The organism is Sphingobacterium sp. UBA7253 (assembly GCF_002472745.1).
Classification (GTDB): Bacteria; Bacteroidota; Bacteroidia; order Sphingobacteriales; family Sphingobacteriaceae; genus Sphingobacterium; species Sphingobacterium siyangense.
Map to the genome: position 1 here is coordinate 1 of NZ_DKSP01000119.1, position 19,062 is coordinate 19,062.

General features: G+C 40.1%; 18 protein-coding genes. 9 read left to right on the forward strand and 9 right to left on the reverse strand.

The window, feature by feature from the left end; genetic code table 11:
* The first annotated feature begins 175 nt into the window (after positions 1-175).
* Entirely contained in the window at positions 176-4,042 is a 3,867-nt protein-coding gene (locus B2X72_RS11545; protein WP_286849669.1) for a TIM-barrel domain-containing protein, read from the forward strand.
* 80 nt (positions 4,043-4,122) lie between these two features.
* Here B2X72_RS11545 and B2X72_RS11550 read toward each other — a convergent pair whose 3' ends face one another.
* The 3 genes from B2X72_RS11550 to B2X72_RS11560 form a co-directional block, all read right to left on the reverse strand.
* Entirely contained in the window at positions 4,123-5,001 is an 879-nt protein-coding gene (locus B2X72_RS11550; protein ID WP_286849670.1) for a pirin family protein, read from the reverse strand.
* Between the two features lie 123 nt (positions 5,002-5,124).
* Positions 5,125-5,439: a hypothetical protein gene (locus tag B2X72_RS11555; protein ID WP_088162743.1), complete on the reverse strand. Its 315-nt coding sequence runs from the start codon at positions 5,437-5,439 to the stop codon at positions 5,125-5,127.
* A gap of 11 nt (positions 5,440-5,450) precedes the next feature.
* Complete coding sequence (locus B2X72_RS11560; RefSeq protein WP_075993955.1) at positions 5,451-5,873, reverse strand: OsmC family protein; 423 nt, start codon at positions 5,871-5,873, stop codon at positions 5,451-5,453.
* Between the two features lie 261 nt (positions 5,874-6,134).
* Between B2X72_RS11560 and B2X72_RS11565 the strand changes: the two genes are divergently transcribed.
* Positions 6,135-6,854, forward strand: coding sequence for an outer membrane beta-barrel protein (locus B2X72_RS11565; protein ID WP_145330102.1), 720 nt, complete (start codon positions 6,135-6,137; stop codon positions 6,852-6,854).
* Positions 6,847-7,425, forward strand: coding sequence for a TMEM175 family protein (locus B2X72_RS11570; protein WP_075993953.1), 579 nt, complete (start codon positions 6,847-6,849; stop codon positions 7,423-7,425). Before B2X72_RS11565 ends, B2X72_RS11570 begins: the two co-directional genes overlap by 8 nt.
* Here B2X72_RS11570 and B2X72_RS11575 read toward each other — a convergent pair.
* The 3 genes from B2X72_RS11575 to B2X72_RS11585 form a co-directional block, all read right to left on the reverse strand.
* The gene (locus tag B2X72_RS11575) at positions 7,419-7,979 is read right to left on the reverse strand and encodes an AAA family ATPase (RefSeq protein WP_088162742.1); all 561 of its coding nucleotides are present in this window, start codon (positions 7,977-7,979) and stop codon (positions 7,419-7,421) included. The two genes, B2X72_RS11570 and B2X72_RS11575, sit on opposite strands and share 7 nt — an antisense overlap.
* 75 nt (positions 7,980-8,054) lie before the next feature.
* Positions 8,055-9,143 carry a DUF6688 domain-containing protein gene (locus B2X72_RS11580; RefSeq protein ID WP_286849671.1) on the reverse strand — a complete coding sequence of 363 codons (1,089 nt, stop codon included), beginning with the start codon at positions 9,141-9,143 and terminating at the stop codon, positions 8,055-8,057.
* A gap of 213 nt (positions 9,144-9,356) precedes the next feature.
* On the reverse strand, positions 9,357-10,175 hold the full coding sequence (locus B2X72_RS11585) for a hypothetical protein (protein ID WP_075993950.1): 819 nt from the start codon (positions 10,173-10,175) through the stop codon (positions 9,357-9,359).
* 200 nt (positions 10,176-10,375) lie between these two features.
* Here B2X72_RS11585 and B2X72_RS11590 point away from each other — a divergent pair, with 200 nt between their 5' ends.
* Both B2X72_RS11590 and B2X72_RS11595 read left to right on the forward strand, forming a co-directional pair.
* On the forward strand, positions 10,376-10,909 hold the full coding sequence (locus B2X72_RS11590) for a hypothetical protein (RefSeq protein WP_286849672.1): 534 nt from the start codon (positions 10,376-10,378) through the stop codon (positions 10,907-10,909).
* Positions 10,890-11,447, forward strand: coding sequence for a hypothetical protein (locus tag B2X72_RS11595; RefSeq protein WP_145330106.1), 558 nt, complete (start codon positions 10,890-10,892; stop codon positions 11,445-11,447). Before B2X72_RS11590 ends, B2X72_RS11595 begins: the two co-directional genes overlap by 20 nt.
* A 128-nt stretch (positions 11,448-11,575) precedes the next feature.
* Here B2X72_RS11595 and B2X72_RS11600 read toward each other — a convergent pair whose 3' ends face one another.
* Genes B2X72_RS11600 through B2X72_RS11610 form a run of 3 tightly spaced genes read right to left on the reverse strand, consistent with a single transcriptional unit; the run spans position 11,576 to position 13,510 of the window.
* Positions 11,576-12,604, reverse strand: a complete 1,029-nt coding sequence (locus tag B2X72_RS11600) for an RNA polymerase sigma factor (RefSeq protein WP_286849673.1) — start codon at positions 12,602-12,604, stop codon at positions 11,576-11,578.
* A gap of 50 nt (positions 12,605-12,654) precedes the next feature.
* On the reverse strand, positions 12,655-12,993 hold the full coding sequence (locus B2X72_RS11605; RefSeq protein WP_075993946.1) for a YciI family protein: 339 nt from the start codon (positions 12,991-12,993) through the stop codon (positions 12,655-12,657).
* 40 nt (positions 12,994-13,033) lie between these two features.
* On the reverse strand, positions 13,034-13,510 hold the full coding sequence (locus B2X72_RS11610) for a carboxymuconolactone decarboxylase family protein (protein ID WP_088162735.1): 477 nt from the start codon (positions 13,508-13,510) through the stop codon (positions 13,034-13,036).
* Between the two features lie 223 nt (positions 13,511-13,733).
* On the opposite strand from B2X72_RS11610, the gene B2X72_RS11615 reads away from it, so the two are divergent.
* From B2X72_RS11615 to B2X72_RS11630, 4 genes are all read left to right on the forward strand, one after another.
* Positions 13,734-14,438, forward strand: coding sequence for an MgtC/SapB family protein (locus B2X72_RS11615; protein WP_120336208.1), 705 nt, complete (start codon positions 13,734-13,736; stop codon positions 14,436-14,438).
* Positions 14,439-14,667: 229 nt separating this feature from the next.
* Positions 14,668-15,882: an HAD-IC family P-type ATPase gene (locus tag B2X72_RS11620; protein ID WP_422663691.1), complete on the forward strand. Its 1,215-nt coding sequence runs from the start codon at positions 14,668-14,670 to the stop codon at positions 15,880-15,882.
* The gene (gene mgtA, locus B2X72_RS11625) at positions 15,840-17,219 is read left to right on the forward strand and encodes a magnesium-translocating P-type ATPase (protein WP_286849676.1); all 1,380 of its coding nucleotides are present in this window, start codon (positions 15,840-15,842) and stop codon (positions 17,217-17,219) included. The genes B2X72_RS11620 and mgtA overlap by 43 nt, the downstream gene beginning before the upstream one ends.
* A 68-nt stretch (positions 17,220-17,287) precedes the next feature.
* Positions 17,288-19,042, forward strand: a complete 1,755-nt coding sequence (locus tag B2X72_RS11630) for a DUF885 domain-containing protein (RefSeq protein WP_075994945.1) — start codon at positions 17,288-17,290, stop codon at positions 19,040-19,042.
* The last annotated feature ends 20 nt before the right edge of the window (positions 19,043-19,062 follow it).

The following is a 19,062-nucleotide window of genomic DNA, read 5'->3' on the forward strand; positions in this document are numbered from 1 at the left end:
TGGTTATCGCAGCACAGGACCGTCGGTGAGCCTGCTCCATCGGAAGCTGTTCCGCAACCGCCGCTAGCCTGCAACATTATTATTGGACAATCGTTTGCATTCCATAATCTCTTTTTTACTTCGATTTACTATTGTATTATTGTTAAGTTAATTTAATGCATTATAAATCATACGCATGAAGATATCTTTTTGGAGCACAAAAGCACAAGTCAGTTTACTGATGGGATTGGCTTCTCCTTTTATTTTTCAACCCACTCGAGTTGACGCTAAAGTAAGTACGATCAAATATTATAGTACAATAGGTCGCGATCAAGGCAACCGTATTATCACGATTCAGAAAATTAATCCGACAACAGTCGAGATAGTATACGATAATGGTCAACGTCTGACTTTAGATTTCTACGGTAATCATATTTTTAGGATGTTCCAGGATGTTCATGGCGGTATTATCCGTGATCCCGAAGCAAAACCCGAAGCAAAAATATTGGTAGAGCAACCTCGGAAAACGGTCACTGGGCTTGAGGTAAAGGATGAAGGTAATAAGGTCAGCATCTCCACTAACGATATTCTTTTTTCAATGGATAAACAGACTTCTCAGTTTAGTATCCTCAATCGGAAAAGCAATAAAATTGTCGTTGAAAGCTTAAAGCCAATTGTTTTCGAAGAGAAACAAGTAAGCGTTGAATTGAAGGAAAATGCGGATGAATACTTTTTTGGTGGCGGCGTTCAAAACGGGCGTTTTTCACATAAGGGAAAAGTGATTGCAATCGAAAATCAGAACAGCTGGACCGATGGTGGTGTTGCCTCTCCAAGCCCTTATTACTGGTCAACCAAAGGGTATGGTTTTATGTGGCATACCTTTAAGAAGGGAAGTTATACCTTTGGAGCCAAAACCCCTGGGACAGTAAAATTGGCGCATGATACAGATTATCTAGATGTCTTTTTTATGATTAATGACGGGATAGTACCTTTGCTCAACGATTTCTATCAATTGACGGGCAACCCAATTCTTCTACCGAAATTTGGTTTGTATGAGGGGCATCTTAATGCCTATAACCGCGATTTTTGGAAAGAAGATGAAAAGGGAATTCTATTTGAAGACGGCAAACGCTATAAAGAAAGTCAAAAGGACAATGGCGGAATCAAAGAATCGCTGAACGGTGAGAAAAACAATTATCAGTTTTCGGCCCGCGCTGTAATAGACCGGTATAAAGCACATGATATGCCTTTGGGCTGGATTCTTCCAAATGATGGCTATGGTGCTGGCTATGGCCAAACGGAATCTTTAGATGGAAATATCCAAAATTTGAAAGAGTTTGGTGATTATGCACGTAAGAATGGAGTAGAAATCGGTTTATGGACACAGTCTGATCTCCATCCGAAAGATAGTATAAGTGCATTACTGCAACGTGATATTGTAAAAGAGGTTCGGGATGCGGGTGTACGAGTCCTAAAAACGGATGTGGCCTGGGTTGGTCCAGGATACTCCTTTGGTCTCAATGGGGTCGCCGATGTGGGACATACTATACCTTACTATGGTAACAACGCTCGTCCATTTATTATTTCATTGGATGGTTGGGCAGGCACACAGCGCTATGCCGGTATCTGGTCGGGCGACCAGACTGGAGGCGTATGGGAGTATATTCGATTCCATATACCAACATATATTGGCTCGGGACTTTCAGGTCAGCCCAATATTACCTCCGATATGGACGGGATCTTTGGTGGTAAAAATTTTAAGGTCAATATTCGTGATTTTCAATGGAAGACCTGGACACCAATGGAACTCAATATGGATGGCTGGGGATCGAACGAGAAATACCCACATGCTTTGGGGGAGCCAGCTACTTCTATCAATCGTCTGTATCTGAAATTGAAATCTCAGTTGGTTCCCTATAGCTATAGTGTTGCGAAACAAGCAGTAGATGGACTGCCCATCATTCGTGCTATGTTTTTAGAGCAAGCAAATAGTTATACGCTTGGAAAAGCAACGCAATACCAGTACCTCTATGGTCCAAATTTCCTTGTAGCACCGATTTACCAAGAAACACATGTGGATGAGAAGGGAAATGATATGCGCAATGGTATCTACCTGCCGGATGGTGAATGGATTGATTATTTTACGGGTGAAAAATACAAGGGAGGGCGTATTATCAATAACTTTAATGTGCCTATTTGGAAGCTGCCCGTTTTCGTGAAAAATGGAGCCATTATTCCGGTGACCAATCCAAATAATAATGTGCTGGAAATCAAAAAAGATCAACGTATTTATGAAGTATATCCTTATGGGAACTCCAGTTTCCTGGAATATGATGATGATGGAGAGACAGAGGCTTATCGTTATGGTAAGGGCGCAAATACATCCATAACTTCACAGTTAAACAACAATAAAGTTGTTTTTGCGATTGCTCCAACGCAAGGCGAATTTGACGGCTTTGAGAAAATGAAGTCTACGGAAATTCGTTTCAACGTTAGCAAAGCACCGAAGAAATTGACGGTAAAGGTCAATGGGAAAAATAGCAAACTTAAAGAAGTGAATAGCATAGATGCGTTTAATACTTCTGAAAATGTATATTTCTACGACGCACAACCAAACCTGAATCAGTTTGCAACCAAGGGATCTGAATTTGAAAAAGTACCTTTGGTGAAAAATCCGATGTTGCTGGTACGACTAGCCAAACAGGATGTCTCATCGACCGCAATAGAAGTACAATTGGAGGGTTTCGAATTTGCTCCTGTTGACAACTATCTGGCTCAGACTGGTGCTTTGACTTCGCCCAAAGCTATTATCACAGATCAACATACACAAGCATATACCTTAACGCCAACCTGGGAAAAGGTTGCAAATGCTGATTATTATGAAATTGAATTCAATAATCTGATCTATTCGACCATCAAAGACAGTCAATTGCTATTCGAAGGATTGGCCGCGGAAACGGATTACCAGTTTAAAATTAGAGCTGTCAATAAATCTGGTGTTTCAGATTGGAGTACATTTGCCGCAAAGACAAAGGCAAACCCGTTGGAATTTGCCATTGAAGGAATCAAAGCAGAGACTTCTGTGGATAACCAAGGCGGAAATGGTATCAATAAATTGTTCAATTATGATGAGGGGGATATGTGGCATACAAAATGGGGACAGACTGCGGTTCCGTTTGATATGACCTTAGATCTAAAATCCTTTAATCAATTGGATAAGTTTGAGTATCTTCCAAGAACCGATGGCGGAAATGGCATCATTTTAAAAGGAAAAGTATTCTATAGCAACGATAAGGACACCTGGACGGAAGCTGGTAGTTTTGACTGGAAACGTGATGGCGAAATGAAACGTTTTGATTTTGGAACCCATCCGGTGGCTCGATTTATCAAAATTTCAGTTTCTGAAGCTGTTGGAGGTTTCGGTTCAGGAAGAGAATTATATGTGTTTAAAGTACCAGGATCGTCAAGCTACTTACCGGGCGATATTAATAATGACCGATTGATCGATCATAATGACTTGACTTCCTATATTAACTACACGGGATTGCGACTGGGAGATGGAGATTTTGAAGGTTATGTCAGCAATGGCGATGTCAATAAAAATAATCTGATTGACGCTTATGATATTTCCAATGTCGCTGTTGTCATAGAAGGTGGTGCAAAACCAAATAAAGAAGAAAAGGTCAGTGGTAAATTAAAATTGATTCCCTCAAAAACGACCTTAAAATCGGGAGATATTGTGGAGATCAGTGTTAGTGGAGAGAATCTTAAAGCTGTCAATGCACTTAGTTTTGCTCTTCCTTACAATCAGGGTGATTTTGAATATGTCGGTATTGAGTCCGTACATTTAAAAGAGATGAACAATTATAGCAACGATCGTCTTCACACCAATGGAAGTAAGGCTCTGTATGCTACTTTTGTTAATCTGGGCAACAAGGAGACTTTGAATGGATCTGAAGTTTTATTTAAGATCAAATTGAAAGCAAAACGTAATGTCAACTTCAATCTGAAAGCAATAGATGGTATTTTGGTTGATAAAAAGCTGAATTCCGTTACTTTCTAAAATATAAATAGCCTTAACAAAAAAAGGGAGCCTCATAGGCTCCCTTTTTTTGTTAATTGATGTCTAAATAGTGCATCTAATTAGTCCAATATCATACTGAGATCCATCAGCAGGATTTCAGTATCTGCTGAGGTCACTTTCAGGTTAATTTCAGCGACATCCCATATTCCAAAGCCATCTCTGCTTTCTAATTCTTGTCCTTCGACAGTAACACTACCTTTTATTACAAAAACATATACACCATTTCCTGCCTTTTTGATTTGGTATTTTGTTTGGACATCCTTGTCAAAGTGCCCCATGGAAAACCAGGCATCCTGATGGATCCATACACCCTCGTCTTCTGGATTTGGAGAAAGAATTTGCTGGAATTTATTCTGTCTTTGTGTTATATCCAATGTAATTTGATCGTATCGGGGGCTCACATTCCGTTGATTAGGATACACCCAAATTTGAAGAAACTTGACCGCCTGATCGGTATTTTTATTATATTCACTGTGTATGATGCCCGTTCCAGCGCTCATGACCTGAATATCTCCCTTCCGGATAATAGCTTTGTTACCCATGCTGTCTTCATGTTGCAAATCACCTTCCAAAGGGATACTGATGATTTCCATATTGTCGTGAGGGTGTTTGCCAAAACCTCTTCCTTCAGCCACCAAATCATCATTTAGTACACGTAACACACCAAAGTGCATACGTTCGGGGTTGTGATAATTGGCGAAGCTAAACGTATGATTGCTATCTAACCAGCCATGATTTGCATGACCGCGTGTAGCCGCCTTGTGGAGGACACTATGGTTTTCCAATTTGTCTGAATTATAGTTTACAGCTTCGGCATCCAGCGTTTCAAGCGGTTCTATCTCGTCAATATCATTCTTCAAGATATCAGCTGAAGACACTGTTGATGCAAATATCCCGGAACCTAAAAGTCCCTTTTTTATAAAGTTCTGTCTGTTCATGATCTTATTATTTAGTATCCAAAATTAGCCTATTAGCCGCCGATTTCTATTGATCTAGTTCAATAAAGAAAGAGTTTTAACGGTTTTCGGTTGTTTTTCTAGGACGCTATTGCCCGTGCTTTATTAAACGGAGAGTAAGTCTGGAAAAAGACTATAGACTTCATTTTTTAGAAGTCCACTTCCACCGCCATAATGTTTGATCAGACCAATCGGATAAGTGAGCCGCGTAAGGTGATCTGTTATTATACGCTCTTCCTGAGGAGAGAGTCCTGAACTCAATAACAAAACATCTACAGGGACGTCAATAAGCTGTTTTTTACAGGCATCCAAATCGTATTGTATCGTTGCATTCCAGTTGGGCGTGTTTTCAATGATTCTCTTGAGCGTGAGGAGAATTTCTTCATTTTTACCAAATATGAGAAAGGTTAATATTTTCATGATGTTCTTGTTTAAGGATTTGTCCTGATGAGCGTATTGACAATGGCATTACCCTTTAAAATTTTTGAAATGGGACATTCTTCGGCAATTTGTTGCAGGCGTTCTCGGGTATCCTCTGCTAAGATTTGTCCAAAAGCTATCTCGCGATCAAAATATGTAACCACCTGTCCTTTTTCAATTTTGAGGTACATATTTGAACTGACTGAAATTTCTGGAATATCAAGCCCTTTTTTATCGATGTACATGCGTAAAGTAGCTAAGGTACAAGATACAAGCGATGAGATGAGAAGGGTGTAGGGGTCAGGACCAAGATCTTTGCCACCAAGTTTTTCAGGTTCATCCGTAATAAATTCTCCATTTCTCCATTGTATTGTGGTCTTATATTTCTGCTCAGTAATATGGCCAAGGATAGGGTTTTCCAATATATATTTCATACGGATTATTCTTTTGTTTGTAATACAACAAAAATAAGCCTGAATTGATTCATTTCCATTGATGTAGTTCAATAAATATAGTCATATTGTCTCCTGATATTTTTTTATTGGCTGATAAGATTGATGGATTTCCGCTGATGAATACAGCTTATCGTTACAGAAAAAATAAAGATTGGAGTAAGTTGAATCACATAAATTTTCTTACTTTTAACAATCAAATTCGCTCAATTTTTTAAAGGATTTTAATTTAATATTTCGGTTATGATGAAGAGATTTTTACTTGTCGGACTTTTTGCTGGTATAACCCATTTTATGGCTTTCTCGCAATCTCATGAACTACGTGTGGGTGTCACCTCCGGTGTGTCCAATTTTACGGGATCGGGAACGGAAGCAAAGAGTACGTTGAATGGATCTACACAACAGGACTATTATACCAATAATCCTTATGGAAAAAAATATGGAATCAATATTGGAGGCGCTTTAAACTACCGTTATGTTTTTGCCAACAACCTAATATTAGGTTTAGAGGGTGCATATGAACGATTGCAGACAAAGATTGATTTGGAAGGCAATGAGTTTATGAATGGAAGCCGTGGTCAGACCCGTCTAAATCAACAATTTATCAATTTTAATCCTTTTGTTGGCTATCGTGTCTTTTTTGAACCGATGACAATGGATATTCAGTTGGGTATGGATATTGCCAAAACGCTGAGTATCAAAGAAAATGGTAGCATTGAAGATAAACAGGGGAATAAAACAAGTTTTGATCGTGATAGAGGCAAGGTTATCGATTTGGATCTACGCCCTCGTTTACAGTTTAATGTAAATTATGACCGTTATACCGTGTTTGCCGGTTATTCATGGGGATTGAAGGATTATAACAACGGGATGCTTGGTGCTGATCCCGGTGTGGCACGATTAAATGTATTCCGCTTAGGCCTGCAGTATCAGCTATTAACTCCGATCTTCAAAAATGACTAAAGGCAGGTTAGAAGCATTCAGTGATGGCGTTTTGGCCATCATTATAACGATTATGGTACTTGAATTAAAAGTACCTGAAGGATTTACTTTTGCGAGCCTTAAACCATTATATCCTAAAATTATCTCCTATATCGTTAGTTTTGTTTACGTTGGACTGTACTGGAATAATCACCATCATCTCTTTCAAATTGTTCGAAAAGTAAATGGAAAAGTTCTTTGGAGCAATTTGAATTTATTGTTTTGGCTATCATTAATGCCGGTTACAACAAATTGGATTGGTGAGTCACATTTTGAAAGGGATCCTATTATCGCTTATGGCTTTGTCCTGATCATGTGTTCCATATCATATAATATCGTTGAATATTTTGTGATTCAAATCGAAGGGGAAGAATCTGCACTGAAAAAAGCGGTTAAATCGAAGGTTAAGGAAAATATTTCTACAGCGCTGTATTTTTTGGGGATAGGACTGTCTTTTATTAATCCCTATATCAGTTTGCTCATGTATGGAACAGTCGCTATTATGTGGCTTATACCTGACCGCCGTATTGAGGAAGAAATGCGGAATCAATAGTTTTGCTGTTCCAGGGCTTTCAGGATGAACTGAACGCGATCGTTTACCGTTGTTTTTGGAACCTCAATGGTTTCATAACCGAGTTGTGTATAGGTCTCTTTCATTATCTTGAAAGTGTTTTCGGCCTCCCGCCAAGTTTGTTTCCGCTCGTTGTCATTCGCATAGATCTCTGCCCAAGGCGGTAAGATAAATACTTTTTTATGATAACGTCGACCTTTTGCTTCGTGAAGCAGTTCTTCTTCGATTGAAAGACCTTCCATCGCAATATATGCCAATGTATCTGGAATTCCGCGGTCAAAAAAAATGTAGTTTTGGTGATCTTGCCTCACCTGCATCAAATAGCTGGCTGACGAAGCGGCCAACATGAGTTTGGCATAGCGAGTTTTATTTTTCCAGGGTAGACCATCAGCATCGGCTTCCAATTGTTCTCGGATGATGCGCCGTGCATCCTCTTCCACAATGCTGAATCCCTGCTTATGTAATTCATTTAATAAGGTTGTTTTACCGACTCCAGGTCCTCCCGTCAGAACGATAAAATAATGTGTTTGATCCATAATGATTAAAATGAAATGTTTCCCGAAATGGAGAAAATTGGGGTAATGGCTGATTGTTGGCTACGATTTTAAAAATTAGCTGTATTGTTTTGCGATTTTCTTTTCGGGTTCGACGTAGAATGTATATAAGAAAAATAAAAATATATATTCTAGTGGTTTCATCAAAATATAAGTCACATTTGATGCGCTGCTGGAATTAATTTTGACGGAGATATTAAAACCATATTTATCGTAGCAATATCTGACATAGCGATGTAATGCTGGTGATAAATCGCTTAATATTTCTTCGAATGCGTTGGCCACCTGAAGCTGTCTATTGACAATGATCGTGTTGCCATGTCTTGTACCTAGCCGTAGGGGTTTAACAAGAGCGGGATCTCCTTTTGCCGCAACTGTACAGAGGTAATGGCCCTGATGATCGAGGATAGGAGGGTGCATTTTTTGTGAAAAAGCCCAAGTAGTTGTTTCTGTGAAAACTTTCACCATTGAATCCCGATCCTGCCCCAATAGGACAAGGATGATAGTTAGTAGGAGAAAGACTGGAACAAGTAAAATAAGAGCCCATGTCGGATAATTCAGCTTTGAGGAAAGCAGGTTATTGATTTTATTGAGCGTGCTGTTGGCATAGCTTCTGTTCATAGCGTAACCCCGCTCTTCAACGATGATTTTACGGATTAGCCCAATGCCCATAATCAAGCAGCATATTGGCGTGAAAATAAAGAATAAAGTTCCTTCGTTGCCAACATACATATCCAATGTGGACGTATCGTGGTGACTGACCTGAACGAGCACAAACAGACTGATAATACTACCTATCATTAACATAATCAGCATCAGAACAAGAGGAATAGGGGGGATTTTTCGTCCCTTGAGCCAAATCGCTATTGCTGAAATATTAAATGCAATAAAATAAAATGATAGCGATACAAGGTGTTTTCCGCCGAAGGGAATATAACAATCACCATCTACGGGATCTACGGCTTGATTATATTGACTCGAGTGGAATAATAGCCCTACCCCGCTTATCATTAATGAAATCAGGTAGCCGATGATAATGGCATACTCAGCAATTGTTATTTTCCGTTGTTGTTTTTTGACAGCCGAACGAAGCAGATATACAATCCCGAACAGCGTAAGAATAATAAGGAGAAAAATGAAGATCATAATGGGGTGAGCAGTTATAATTCTAAGATGAATATCGTCAAATCATTTGTTTAATTCAGACGCAAGGCGATCAATTGTTTTTGAAATATATCCGTATAACAGATTGAAATCAATATTATTGACGTGTTTAATGGGTCGGAATTCAAGATTTCTTCAACAGTGTAGATGCTATGAAAGGTAGCTATAGTGCCAATGTCCAGCAGAGACCAGCGCCTAATTTTTACCGAATAATCTCTTCCAAAAATTCTTTTTTTTGCTGCTTTGAGAGCTGTCTGTGGTTTCAAAATGTTTTGGGTCTGCATGGATTGTCTCTGTTTTGACATTTGGTAAAATCTCATTTTCTGGAAGTCCATTGCGTTGTTCTATTTCCTGGATCTGTTTTAATGCTGTTGTCTGATATAAAAGCGGTCCTTCTTTGTCGCAGTTAAAAAGGTTGGAGTAACTTTTTGATTCATTCAGATCAAAAGGTTGTGGTTCGACAACTTCTGTTGCTTCCAAGAGACCAAGGTTACGATCTTTGGCATATTGCAGTGCATTGAGGAAAATAGAAATACGGTTATCAGAAAATAGCGTATCTAATTCATCCTTGATCGTCGGGTCACTTTGGTAATCTATCAACAATTGCGCGACTTTTTCTGCGGGGATAAAGACACCGGAACAATAATTTTCTACAAGCCTATTTTCGATATTATTGGTTAGAAATTCTTGTTGAACAAATTGTTCCCACTGTTTGTAATAGCTGGATAAATGGTCATTTTTGGAGAAGGACAGGGCTCCACCTCGAACATAGAAGTATTTTTCGAAAAAACCTTGTACAACAGCAATGAAAAAACCGTGGGTTTTGTCAAAATAATCATTTTTGTCGGTTTCCCGACCCGCATTTAAGGTGTCTTGGTATTTGGTTTTATAGAAGTCTTCTAGTTGGTGAGTTGCAGAAACTTCCTCAATCTTTTCAGGATTTTTGAGCAAGTCAAAATACCAAGTTTCTATCTGCTGTTCTGAGATGGGGTGGTAACTAATATCATAGCCCATAATGACTGTTTTTAATCTCTTATGTTGTAATTGCTAATATATTAAAAATTAACATTTTGTGCAATATAAATCGCTCCGATATCGTGCTTTTTTGCCTAAAAGGAAGGGTTGATGACAATTTTATAAAGCAGGAGGGCGGGGGCAACATGTTTGCCTATTTCATGATAATTAATTACTTTGGTCACAAACAGAATTTATATATGAAGCACTCACTATTTATTATTTTTATGTCGATGAGCTTATTTTTTACAGCTTGTCAATCCCCAAGTCCAGAGACTTTTTTCGGAAAAGTTGTTTTAAACACAAATCTTGTAGCAGATTTTGCCCCTGAACGCTATGGCAAACAGCTCAAGCAGGAGACCGTAGAATTTGCGGATATGCCCTCCAGTAAGAAAGTAGGCGATGAAGCTCAAAAATCTGTCGGGATCAAAATTCAGGTTGTTGAAAAGGCCTTAATGGATATTAAGGAACTGAATGTTTCCGATGCCGATGCAAAAGCACTGAAAGAGCAGTCTATTGCATTATTTGAAAAAGTTTTGCCTGTCTATAAAAATGAATATACCGCCTATGCAAAGTTATGTGATGGCAAAGGTTCGGCTGAAGAAAAGCAGGCATTACTCCAAAAGATCGAAAAAAACGATATGCCTTCCATTAACGAGGTGTTTGACAACGTATATGCTTTAGGAAAAGCTTATGCTGAAAAACATAACCTGAATGTTAACTGGGGAAATTAAGCAGATGAAGGAAACAAGCTTATACAGAAATAAAAAGAAAACAAGTCAGCTACTGTCAATTTCGGGAGGCCTATGTTTGTTGCTTCTGATCGTTTTATTGTACAGTATCGGTTTATTTGATGGTGTATTTAAAGCCAAACCGACAGTTTTCTCTGCAGGAGCATTGCTAGTACTCTTAATTTTATTGTTTTCCAGCCTACTGAGCCTTCGGGATAAAACAGCGCAAATTGTTTTTAACGACCGCTATTTTCTTGGAAAGACAACACCAGTATCGAAAGCTTTTGGCCAAGGCGACTGGCAGGATGTCAAAAGCATCGACTTACAAAAAGTCGGTGGTGATACGATGGTCATTGTTACATTGGGTAATCCCCCTAAATATAAAGAGCAGCTTTCGTCGCTGTTATGGAAAATGGCTTATCAAGAATCCACTCAAGAACTGTGTATCATGTATTCGTCCTCAACTATTGATTTGGAGCCCTCGGAGCTATACCAACTTTTTGTATCCTATTGGAAAGGAGCAAAAGTAATCGATCAATAGCAAACAATTAGGCCATTGCAGACTTTATAGCATCGATCTTCTGTTGGATGATCTCTTTTTCCAATGTTGTTTTAGCCAGGATTTTTGCTTTGTTAAAGTTTGCGATGGCTTTGTTTTTGTCCAGTTCCTTATAGAGTTCTCCCAGCAGCACAAAATGCAGCTGCCGGGGAATAATTGACAACTAATAAACGGTCATACCATTGCAGTATTTCGGCCCATTTTTCTGGACTGTCTTCCTTTATACAATGGCATTGCGCAATCTTAGCCTCCAGATGGTAGGATGTGAGTTCGCCGCCCGATGCAGCGTTCTTGAGAAAATGAAGCCCTTGATGTATGAGTTCTTGATTCCAGCGTTCCTCATCCTGTTGCTCATACAAAATGAAATCACCTTCATTGGTCAGCCTTGCCTCGAAACGGGAGGAATGAAAACAAATCAGCGCAATAAGCGCATTGGTCTTAGGTGTATTTGTTTTCTCATAAGTCGAAAGCATTAGCGCAAGGCGTAAAGCTTCAATACAGAGCTCCTTTCTTAAAATTTGATTTTGGGTTTTAGAATAATACCCTTCATTAAATAAGAGGTAAATAATATGGAGTACGTTATCGAGGCGTTTAATAATTTCTGCTTCGGAGGGCAGTTCGAGTTCGATTTTTTCTGAACGTAGTTTTTCCTTTGCTCTGAATAGGCGCTTATTGATGGTTTCTTTGTTGGAAAGAAATGCTTCGGCAATTTCGTCTATACCAAAACCACAGAGGATTCTAAGGGCAAGACCTATTTGAGCCTCACTTGCAATTGCTGGCGTGCAGATTGCAAACAGCATTTTTAATTGGCTGTCTTTGATATTTTCCTGTGAGAAATTAAAGTCGTCGAAGGTTTCCGCTTCCAGCTCGCTCTGTCGCACTGCAGGGATGATTTTATCTTTAAATATTTTATTTCTTCGAAACTGGGCCAATGTCTTTTGTTTTGCAACCGTGTACAGCCAAGCCTTAGGATTTGCAGGAACGCCTTTGGTCTGCCAAGATTCTGTGGCCAATAAGAAAGTTTCGCTGACGATATCTTCGGCGATTTCGATGTATTGAAGACCAAAACTTTTACTGATGACAGCGACTATTTTGGTAAATTCTTGCTGGAAAAGCTCTTTTAGAAAATCCGGATCCATAAGTCTAAAACAGGGGCGGCTGTGCGCGTGTACAGCTGCCCCGTATATGATTAGTTGAGCAGTGCACGTATCTCTACACTACCATTAAATTCGAGTATAGGACAGCCATGGGCCAAGGTTGTGGCTTCGTCAAGATCGTCTGCTGCGACGACAATAAAACCGCCGAGTCTTTCCCTAATCTCCACAAAAGGTCCATCCGTAACGATACCGCCTGGCTTTAATACCTTTCCGGCTGGCTCAAGACGGGAGCCATGATCCTTCAGTTTACCTTGCGCATCGATGTCACTAATCCAGTCGTACCATCTTTTGTTTACAGCTTTTGCTTCTTCTTCTGTCAGTTGACTTGGTTCATTGGCCCCCTGACGAAATAATAAGATGAAATCTTTCATTTTTATGGTTTAATTTATCGTATAAATATCGACCTCCTGTTTATGAGGTTGGCTGTACTTTGTGCTGCCCAACTTTGTAGCTTCCTGCTTGTGTGCGGAAGGAAATATTGATCCTGTTATAGGAATTGATTGCTGTAATGGCCAAGGTCAGGTCGATAAGTTCTTCTTCCGAAAATACAGTAGTTGCTTTCGTATAAACCTCGTCCGACACATCACCATGCGTAATTTTGGTCACGGCTTCGGCCCATTCCAGCCCAGCACGTTCACGTTCGCTATACAGAGGTGCCTCCCGCCAGGCATCCAATAAGAACAATCGTTGTGGTTGATCTCCGGTCGCCAGTAGATCTTTTGAATGCATGTCAAGACAATACGCACAGCCATTGATTTGTGATACACGGAAATAAATAAGATGCAAAAGCTCTTGTTCTATCGAACACTTGCTCAGATATGTACCTATTCCATACATTGATTTCATGGCGTTTTGCCCTTTTGCGAAAAAATTGATGCGTTGTTTCATTTTTTATTGTTTTTAGTGTAACTGATTTACACCACAACAATGCTTGAAGTTAAAGAAATTGGACAGCTTGATCTGTAAATTTTATATTTAAATTATAAGTAGCTGTATTACAGTTTTTTAATTTGATTATTTCTCTAATAAAATTCTAATAATTTTCTAAAAGATCTCTAACGGATCATGGAGGTAGGAATGCGCACCTTTGCAGGCAAAGGAAGACAAAGAGATGAGTGTTTTTGAATTTGCCATACGATTATTTGTAGCATTGCTTTTGGGGGCTGCCGTGGGAGTAGAGCGCCAATGGCGCCAGAAAAATGCGGGGCTTCGGACAAATACTTTAGTTTCGTTGGGAGCAGCAGCTTTTGTGCTGCTTTCCATAGAAATTGGCGGTGATGCTACCGGACGGATTGCTTCTTATGTGGTCAGCGGAATTGGTTTTCTTGGCGCTGGTGTGATTATGAAGGACGGTTTGAATGTGCATGGTCTAAACACGGCGGCGACGATTTGGTGTTCGGCTGCAGTAGGGGCGCTCTGTGGTCTAGGTTTGCATGCCCAAGCATTTGTGGTTGCGTTGGCTATTATTCTTACACACCTGATCTTTCGCCCAATCGGGCAAAAAATGGCCTTCTTGACTTTTAATAAATCTGCAGCATCACAAACCGAATATCTACTGACCATAGGCTGTGGGATAGACATCGAAAATCATATTCGTGTTTTACTGATGCAGATGCTGAGCAGTAACGAAAAACTGTTGTTGTCTTCGCTTTCGAGTGACGATACCCTCGCTACAAACGGCGTTGTCATTAGGGCCATCGTTAGAGCCATCGGTCAGCAAGATAGTCTTATCGAACGGATGGCTAGTCGATTGACCATCGAGGAAAGAGTAACAAAAATAAGCTGGGAAATTATAGGTACAGAGTCGGACCTGTAATAAGAATCGGATCTATAATAAGAACGGGATTTACGGAAATTAACATGAAAGGGGCTATAGGGTTATGATTAAAATGAACAATAAAACAACAAAGAATCCATTGCACAATATGATCAGTTCCAATGGAATGAATGTGGGGACCGTGACCAAGTTACAGGGGGTGGCCAGTCAGGATGAAAAACTTGCCTGCGCGATGTTAGAAACGAGCAGAGAGGGGATTACAGATGAAATGGCTAAGGAACGTCAACAGAAATTTGGATTAAATGAGGTGAAACATCAAAAGGCCCCAAAGTGGTATGTGCAGCTATTGAAATCTTTTGCCAACCCCTTTATATATATTCTGTTATTGATTGCCACTGTTTCCTTTATCATCGATGTAGGGCTTCCAGAGGTTGGCGAACGAGATTATAAAACAGTTGTTGTGGTGTCCATTATGATTTTGGTCAGTGCGCTGCTTCGTTTTGTACAGGAGTATCGAAGTAATGCCGCGGCAGAAAAATTAAAAAGTATGGTCAAAACTACGGCAACAGTATTGCGGAAATTTAAAGGGAAAAGAGAGATTCCTATTGTCGAACTGGTGCCGGGAGATATTGTATACCTTTCTGCTGGGGATATGATACCTGCAGATTGCCGTATTGTTCAGAGTAAGGATCTTTTTGTGAGTGAAAGTATGCTGACTGGAGAGGCGCTTCCGGTAGAGAAGAATTATTTGCCTATCCGGAATGCGGCGGAAAAATCACCTATTGAACTTTGTAATATTTGTTTTATGGGGACCAATGTTGTTAGTGGATCGGCGATAGCCGTGATTGTAACGACAGGAAGTTACACCTATTTTGGGAGTATCAGCAAATCGATTACCGGCGAACGTCCCGAAACAAGTTTTGATAAGGGTATAAATAAGGTGAGTTTCTTATTGATCCGTTTTATGCTGGTCATGGTTCCGCTGATCTTCTTGATCAATGGGTTGATGAAAGGGAACTGGACAGAAGCGCTACTGTTTGCCATTGCTGTCGCTGTAGGTTTAACTCCCGAAATGCTGCCCATGATTGTCACCGCTAACCTAGCAAAGGGTGCTGTCAATATGAGCAAGCGTAAAGTCATTGTCAAGCGGTTAAATTCTATCCAGAATATAGGTGCCATGGATATTCTGTGCACCGACAAAACAGGGACGTTGACATTGGACAAGATCGTCATGGAAAAACATCTTAATGTGTATGGGGTCGAAGATGATGAGGTGCTCAAATGGGCCTATCTTAATAGTTTTCATCAGACTGGTCTCAAGAATTTGATGGATAAGGCTGTGTTGGAACATGCCGAATTGCACGATTACTTGAAAGTGGAGGATCAATATCTGAAAATTGACGAGATTTNNAGATTCCATTTGATTTTCAGCGGCGACGGATGTCTGTGGTCCTCAAACAGCATAATGGCAAACATCTACTGATCTGTAAAGGGGCTGTAGAGGAAATGCTTGAGCTTTGTACACACGCTTTTGATCCGGGAGATGACCGTAGCCTGCATGTCGAAAATGACCGTACTGTACCGATGGACGATACGATGCGTAAAATTGTATTGAAAACCTCGAAAAAGATGAATGAGGAGGGATTACGTGTTTTATTGGTTGCCATCCGCGAATTTGAAGGTGCTCACCCCTTGACCTATGCTGTTGCAGATGAAGCGAAATTGACGTTGACGGGATTTATCGGCTTTTTGGATCCGGCCAAACCCTCTTCACAGCCGGCCATTGAATCCTTACAAAAATTGGGAATCGGGATCAAAGTGTTGACAGGAGATAATGAGATTATCACACGCAAAATTTGTATGGATGTCGGCATTCCGGTTGATCGGATTGTCAATGGAAATGAATTAGATAGCATTCCGGACACCGAGTTAAATCAATATGTTGATGAGGTATCGGTATTTGCAAAGTTGAGCCCTCTTCAAAAAGTTCGTGTTGTAAAAGCATTGCGGGATAAAGGACATACGGTTGGCTTTATGGGCGATGGTATCAATGATGCGGCGGCACTTAAGGAGGCTGATGTGGGTATCAGTGTAGATACGGCTGTTGACATTACCAAAGAAAGTGCAGATATCATTCTGCTGGAAAAAGATCTTATGGTGCTGCGCAAAGGGGTTATTTATGGACGTCGAACTTTTGGAAATATCATTAAATATATCAAGATGACGGCAAGCAGCAATTTCGGCAATATGTTCAGTATGCTTGGGGCCAGTGCTTTTCTTCCCTTTCTACCGATGCTGCCGGTGCATCTGCTTATTCAAAATCTACTCTACGATATATCGCAGGTATCTATTCCTTGGGACAGCATGGATGAGGAATTTATCGTCGAGCCAAAGAAATGGGATGCTGGTAGTGTCTCTAAGTTTATGTTATTTATTGGCCCTATAAGTTCATTGTTTGATTTCGCCACTTTTGCGGTATTGTTTTTCGTGTTCAAGGCCAATACGGTATCGGATCAAACACTCTTTCAGACTGGTTGGTTTGTAGAGGGATTGCTTTCACAAACATTAATTATTCATATGATAAGGACCAAGAAAATACCCTTTATTCAAAGTTGGGCTGCTGCACCGGTTGTTGCCTTGACGAGTTTAATTATGATTATTGGTGTCGTTTTGCCGTTTACGCCATTTGCCGCTGCCTTAAAAATGGAAGCACTGCCTCTGACTTATTTTCCATGGCTTATCGGCATTTTGGTCTGCTATTGTTTACTTACACAGTGGGTCAAAAATTGGTTTATCCAAAAATTTCATACCTGGTTATAGTTTTAAATTATTGGAGTAAAATGCTGAAATTCATCAACAATAATGTTAATTTTAGACAAATTACTCCAATGAAACTTATAACATATACCCTTGCTATCGCCGGATTGGGTCTGATGGCTTCCTGTGGATCGGGAACTCATAACAGACAATCTGCTGCTGATACTGCTGTGAATGAAAAATTTAAATCGTATGAAGACCGTTTTATTCAGCAGCTTTGGAAAGAAAATCCGGAATGGGCTACCCAAGTAGGGTTCCATCAGTATGATTCCTTGTTGACAATTCCGGATGCCAATACGCGAAAACTACGTATGGAGTTTTCAAAGCGACATTTGGACAGCCTCAAAAGTTTTGATCTGAGCACCTTGAATCTTTCTCAGCAAACAGATTATCATCTGATTCAAAACTATCTTGAATCCAATGTGTGGTCTATTGAGAAAGAGCGCGCGTATGAGTGGAATCCTTCTTCGTACAATGTTGGGGGGACGATCGCTTTTATGCTTGCTGAGAATTATGCACCATTATCGACCCGACTTAAAGCTATTTATCAACGTTTGACGAAGATTCCAGCCTATTATGAGGCCGCGAAAGGACAGCTTAAAAATCCGGCCTTGGTATTGACCGATTTGGCAATTCAACAGAATTTGGGCGGTTTATCTGTTTTTGAAAGCGATTTACGGGATTCACTGAAAAAATCCGATCTGCCGGCTTCAGAAAAGGAGGCCATCCAGAAGGCTTCGCAACAAGCTATTGCGGCGATCAACGGATATGTTCAATTTTTAAAAGTGACACCTAATCCTTCTCCGCGAAGTTTTAGATTAGGAAAAGAACTTTACGACAAGAAATTTGATTTCGATATCCAATCGGGTTCAACGGCAGAACAGATTTATCAGGCTGCTCTAGCAAGAAAAAGCTATTTACATGGTGAGATGTATAAAATCAGCAAAGAGCTGTGGCCTAAATATTTTGGAAAATCATCCTTGCCGTCAGATAGTTTGCTTGTCATTCGAAAGATGATCGACACCCTGTCTGTCAAACATGTTAAAGCAGAAGAGTTTCAATCCGCTATCGAAGCACAGATACCGAAGCTGGTTGCGTTTGTCAAACAAAAGGATTTATTGTACATCGATGATAGCAAGCCGCTTGTGGTGCGCAAAGAGCCTGCTTATATGGCTGGTGTTGCGGGAGCTTCAATCAGTGCACCTGGTCCATACGATAAAGGTGGGAATACCTATTACAATGTGGGCAGTCTAACAGGCTGGACCAAAGAGGCAACAGAGAGTTACCTTCGGGAGTATAACCATTACATTTTACAGATACTGAATATACACGAAGCTATTCCGGGGCATTACACCCAATTGGTGTATGCGAACCAATCGCCGAGTCTCATCAAGAGTATTTTAGGTAATGGTGCAATGATTGAGGGCTGGGCTGTCTATACCGAACAAATGATGCTCGAAAATGGTTACGGTGACAATGCTCCTGAAATGTGGTTGATGTGGTACAAATGGCATCTGCGTACCGTTTGTAATGCTATACTCGATTATAGCGTCCATGTGAAAAATATGAGTGAAAAAGACGCCATGCATTTGTTGGTTGATGAGGCGTTTCAACAACAGGCCGAAGCAGCCGGTAAATGGAAACGTGTGTCTGTGAGCAGTGTGCAGCTGACGTCTTACTTTACGGGATATAAAGAAATTTATGACCTTAGGGAAGCTGTTAAACAAAAAGAAGGGAAACAGTTTAATTTGAAGGCGTTCAATGAAAAATTCCTGAGTTTTGGTAATTCACCCGTGAAGTATATTCGGGAAATGATGTTAAAATAATTATAAGGAATTCGAGCAAT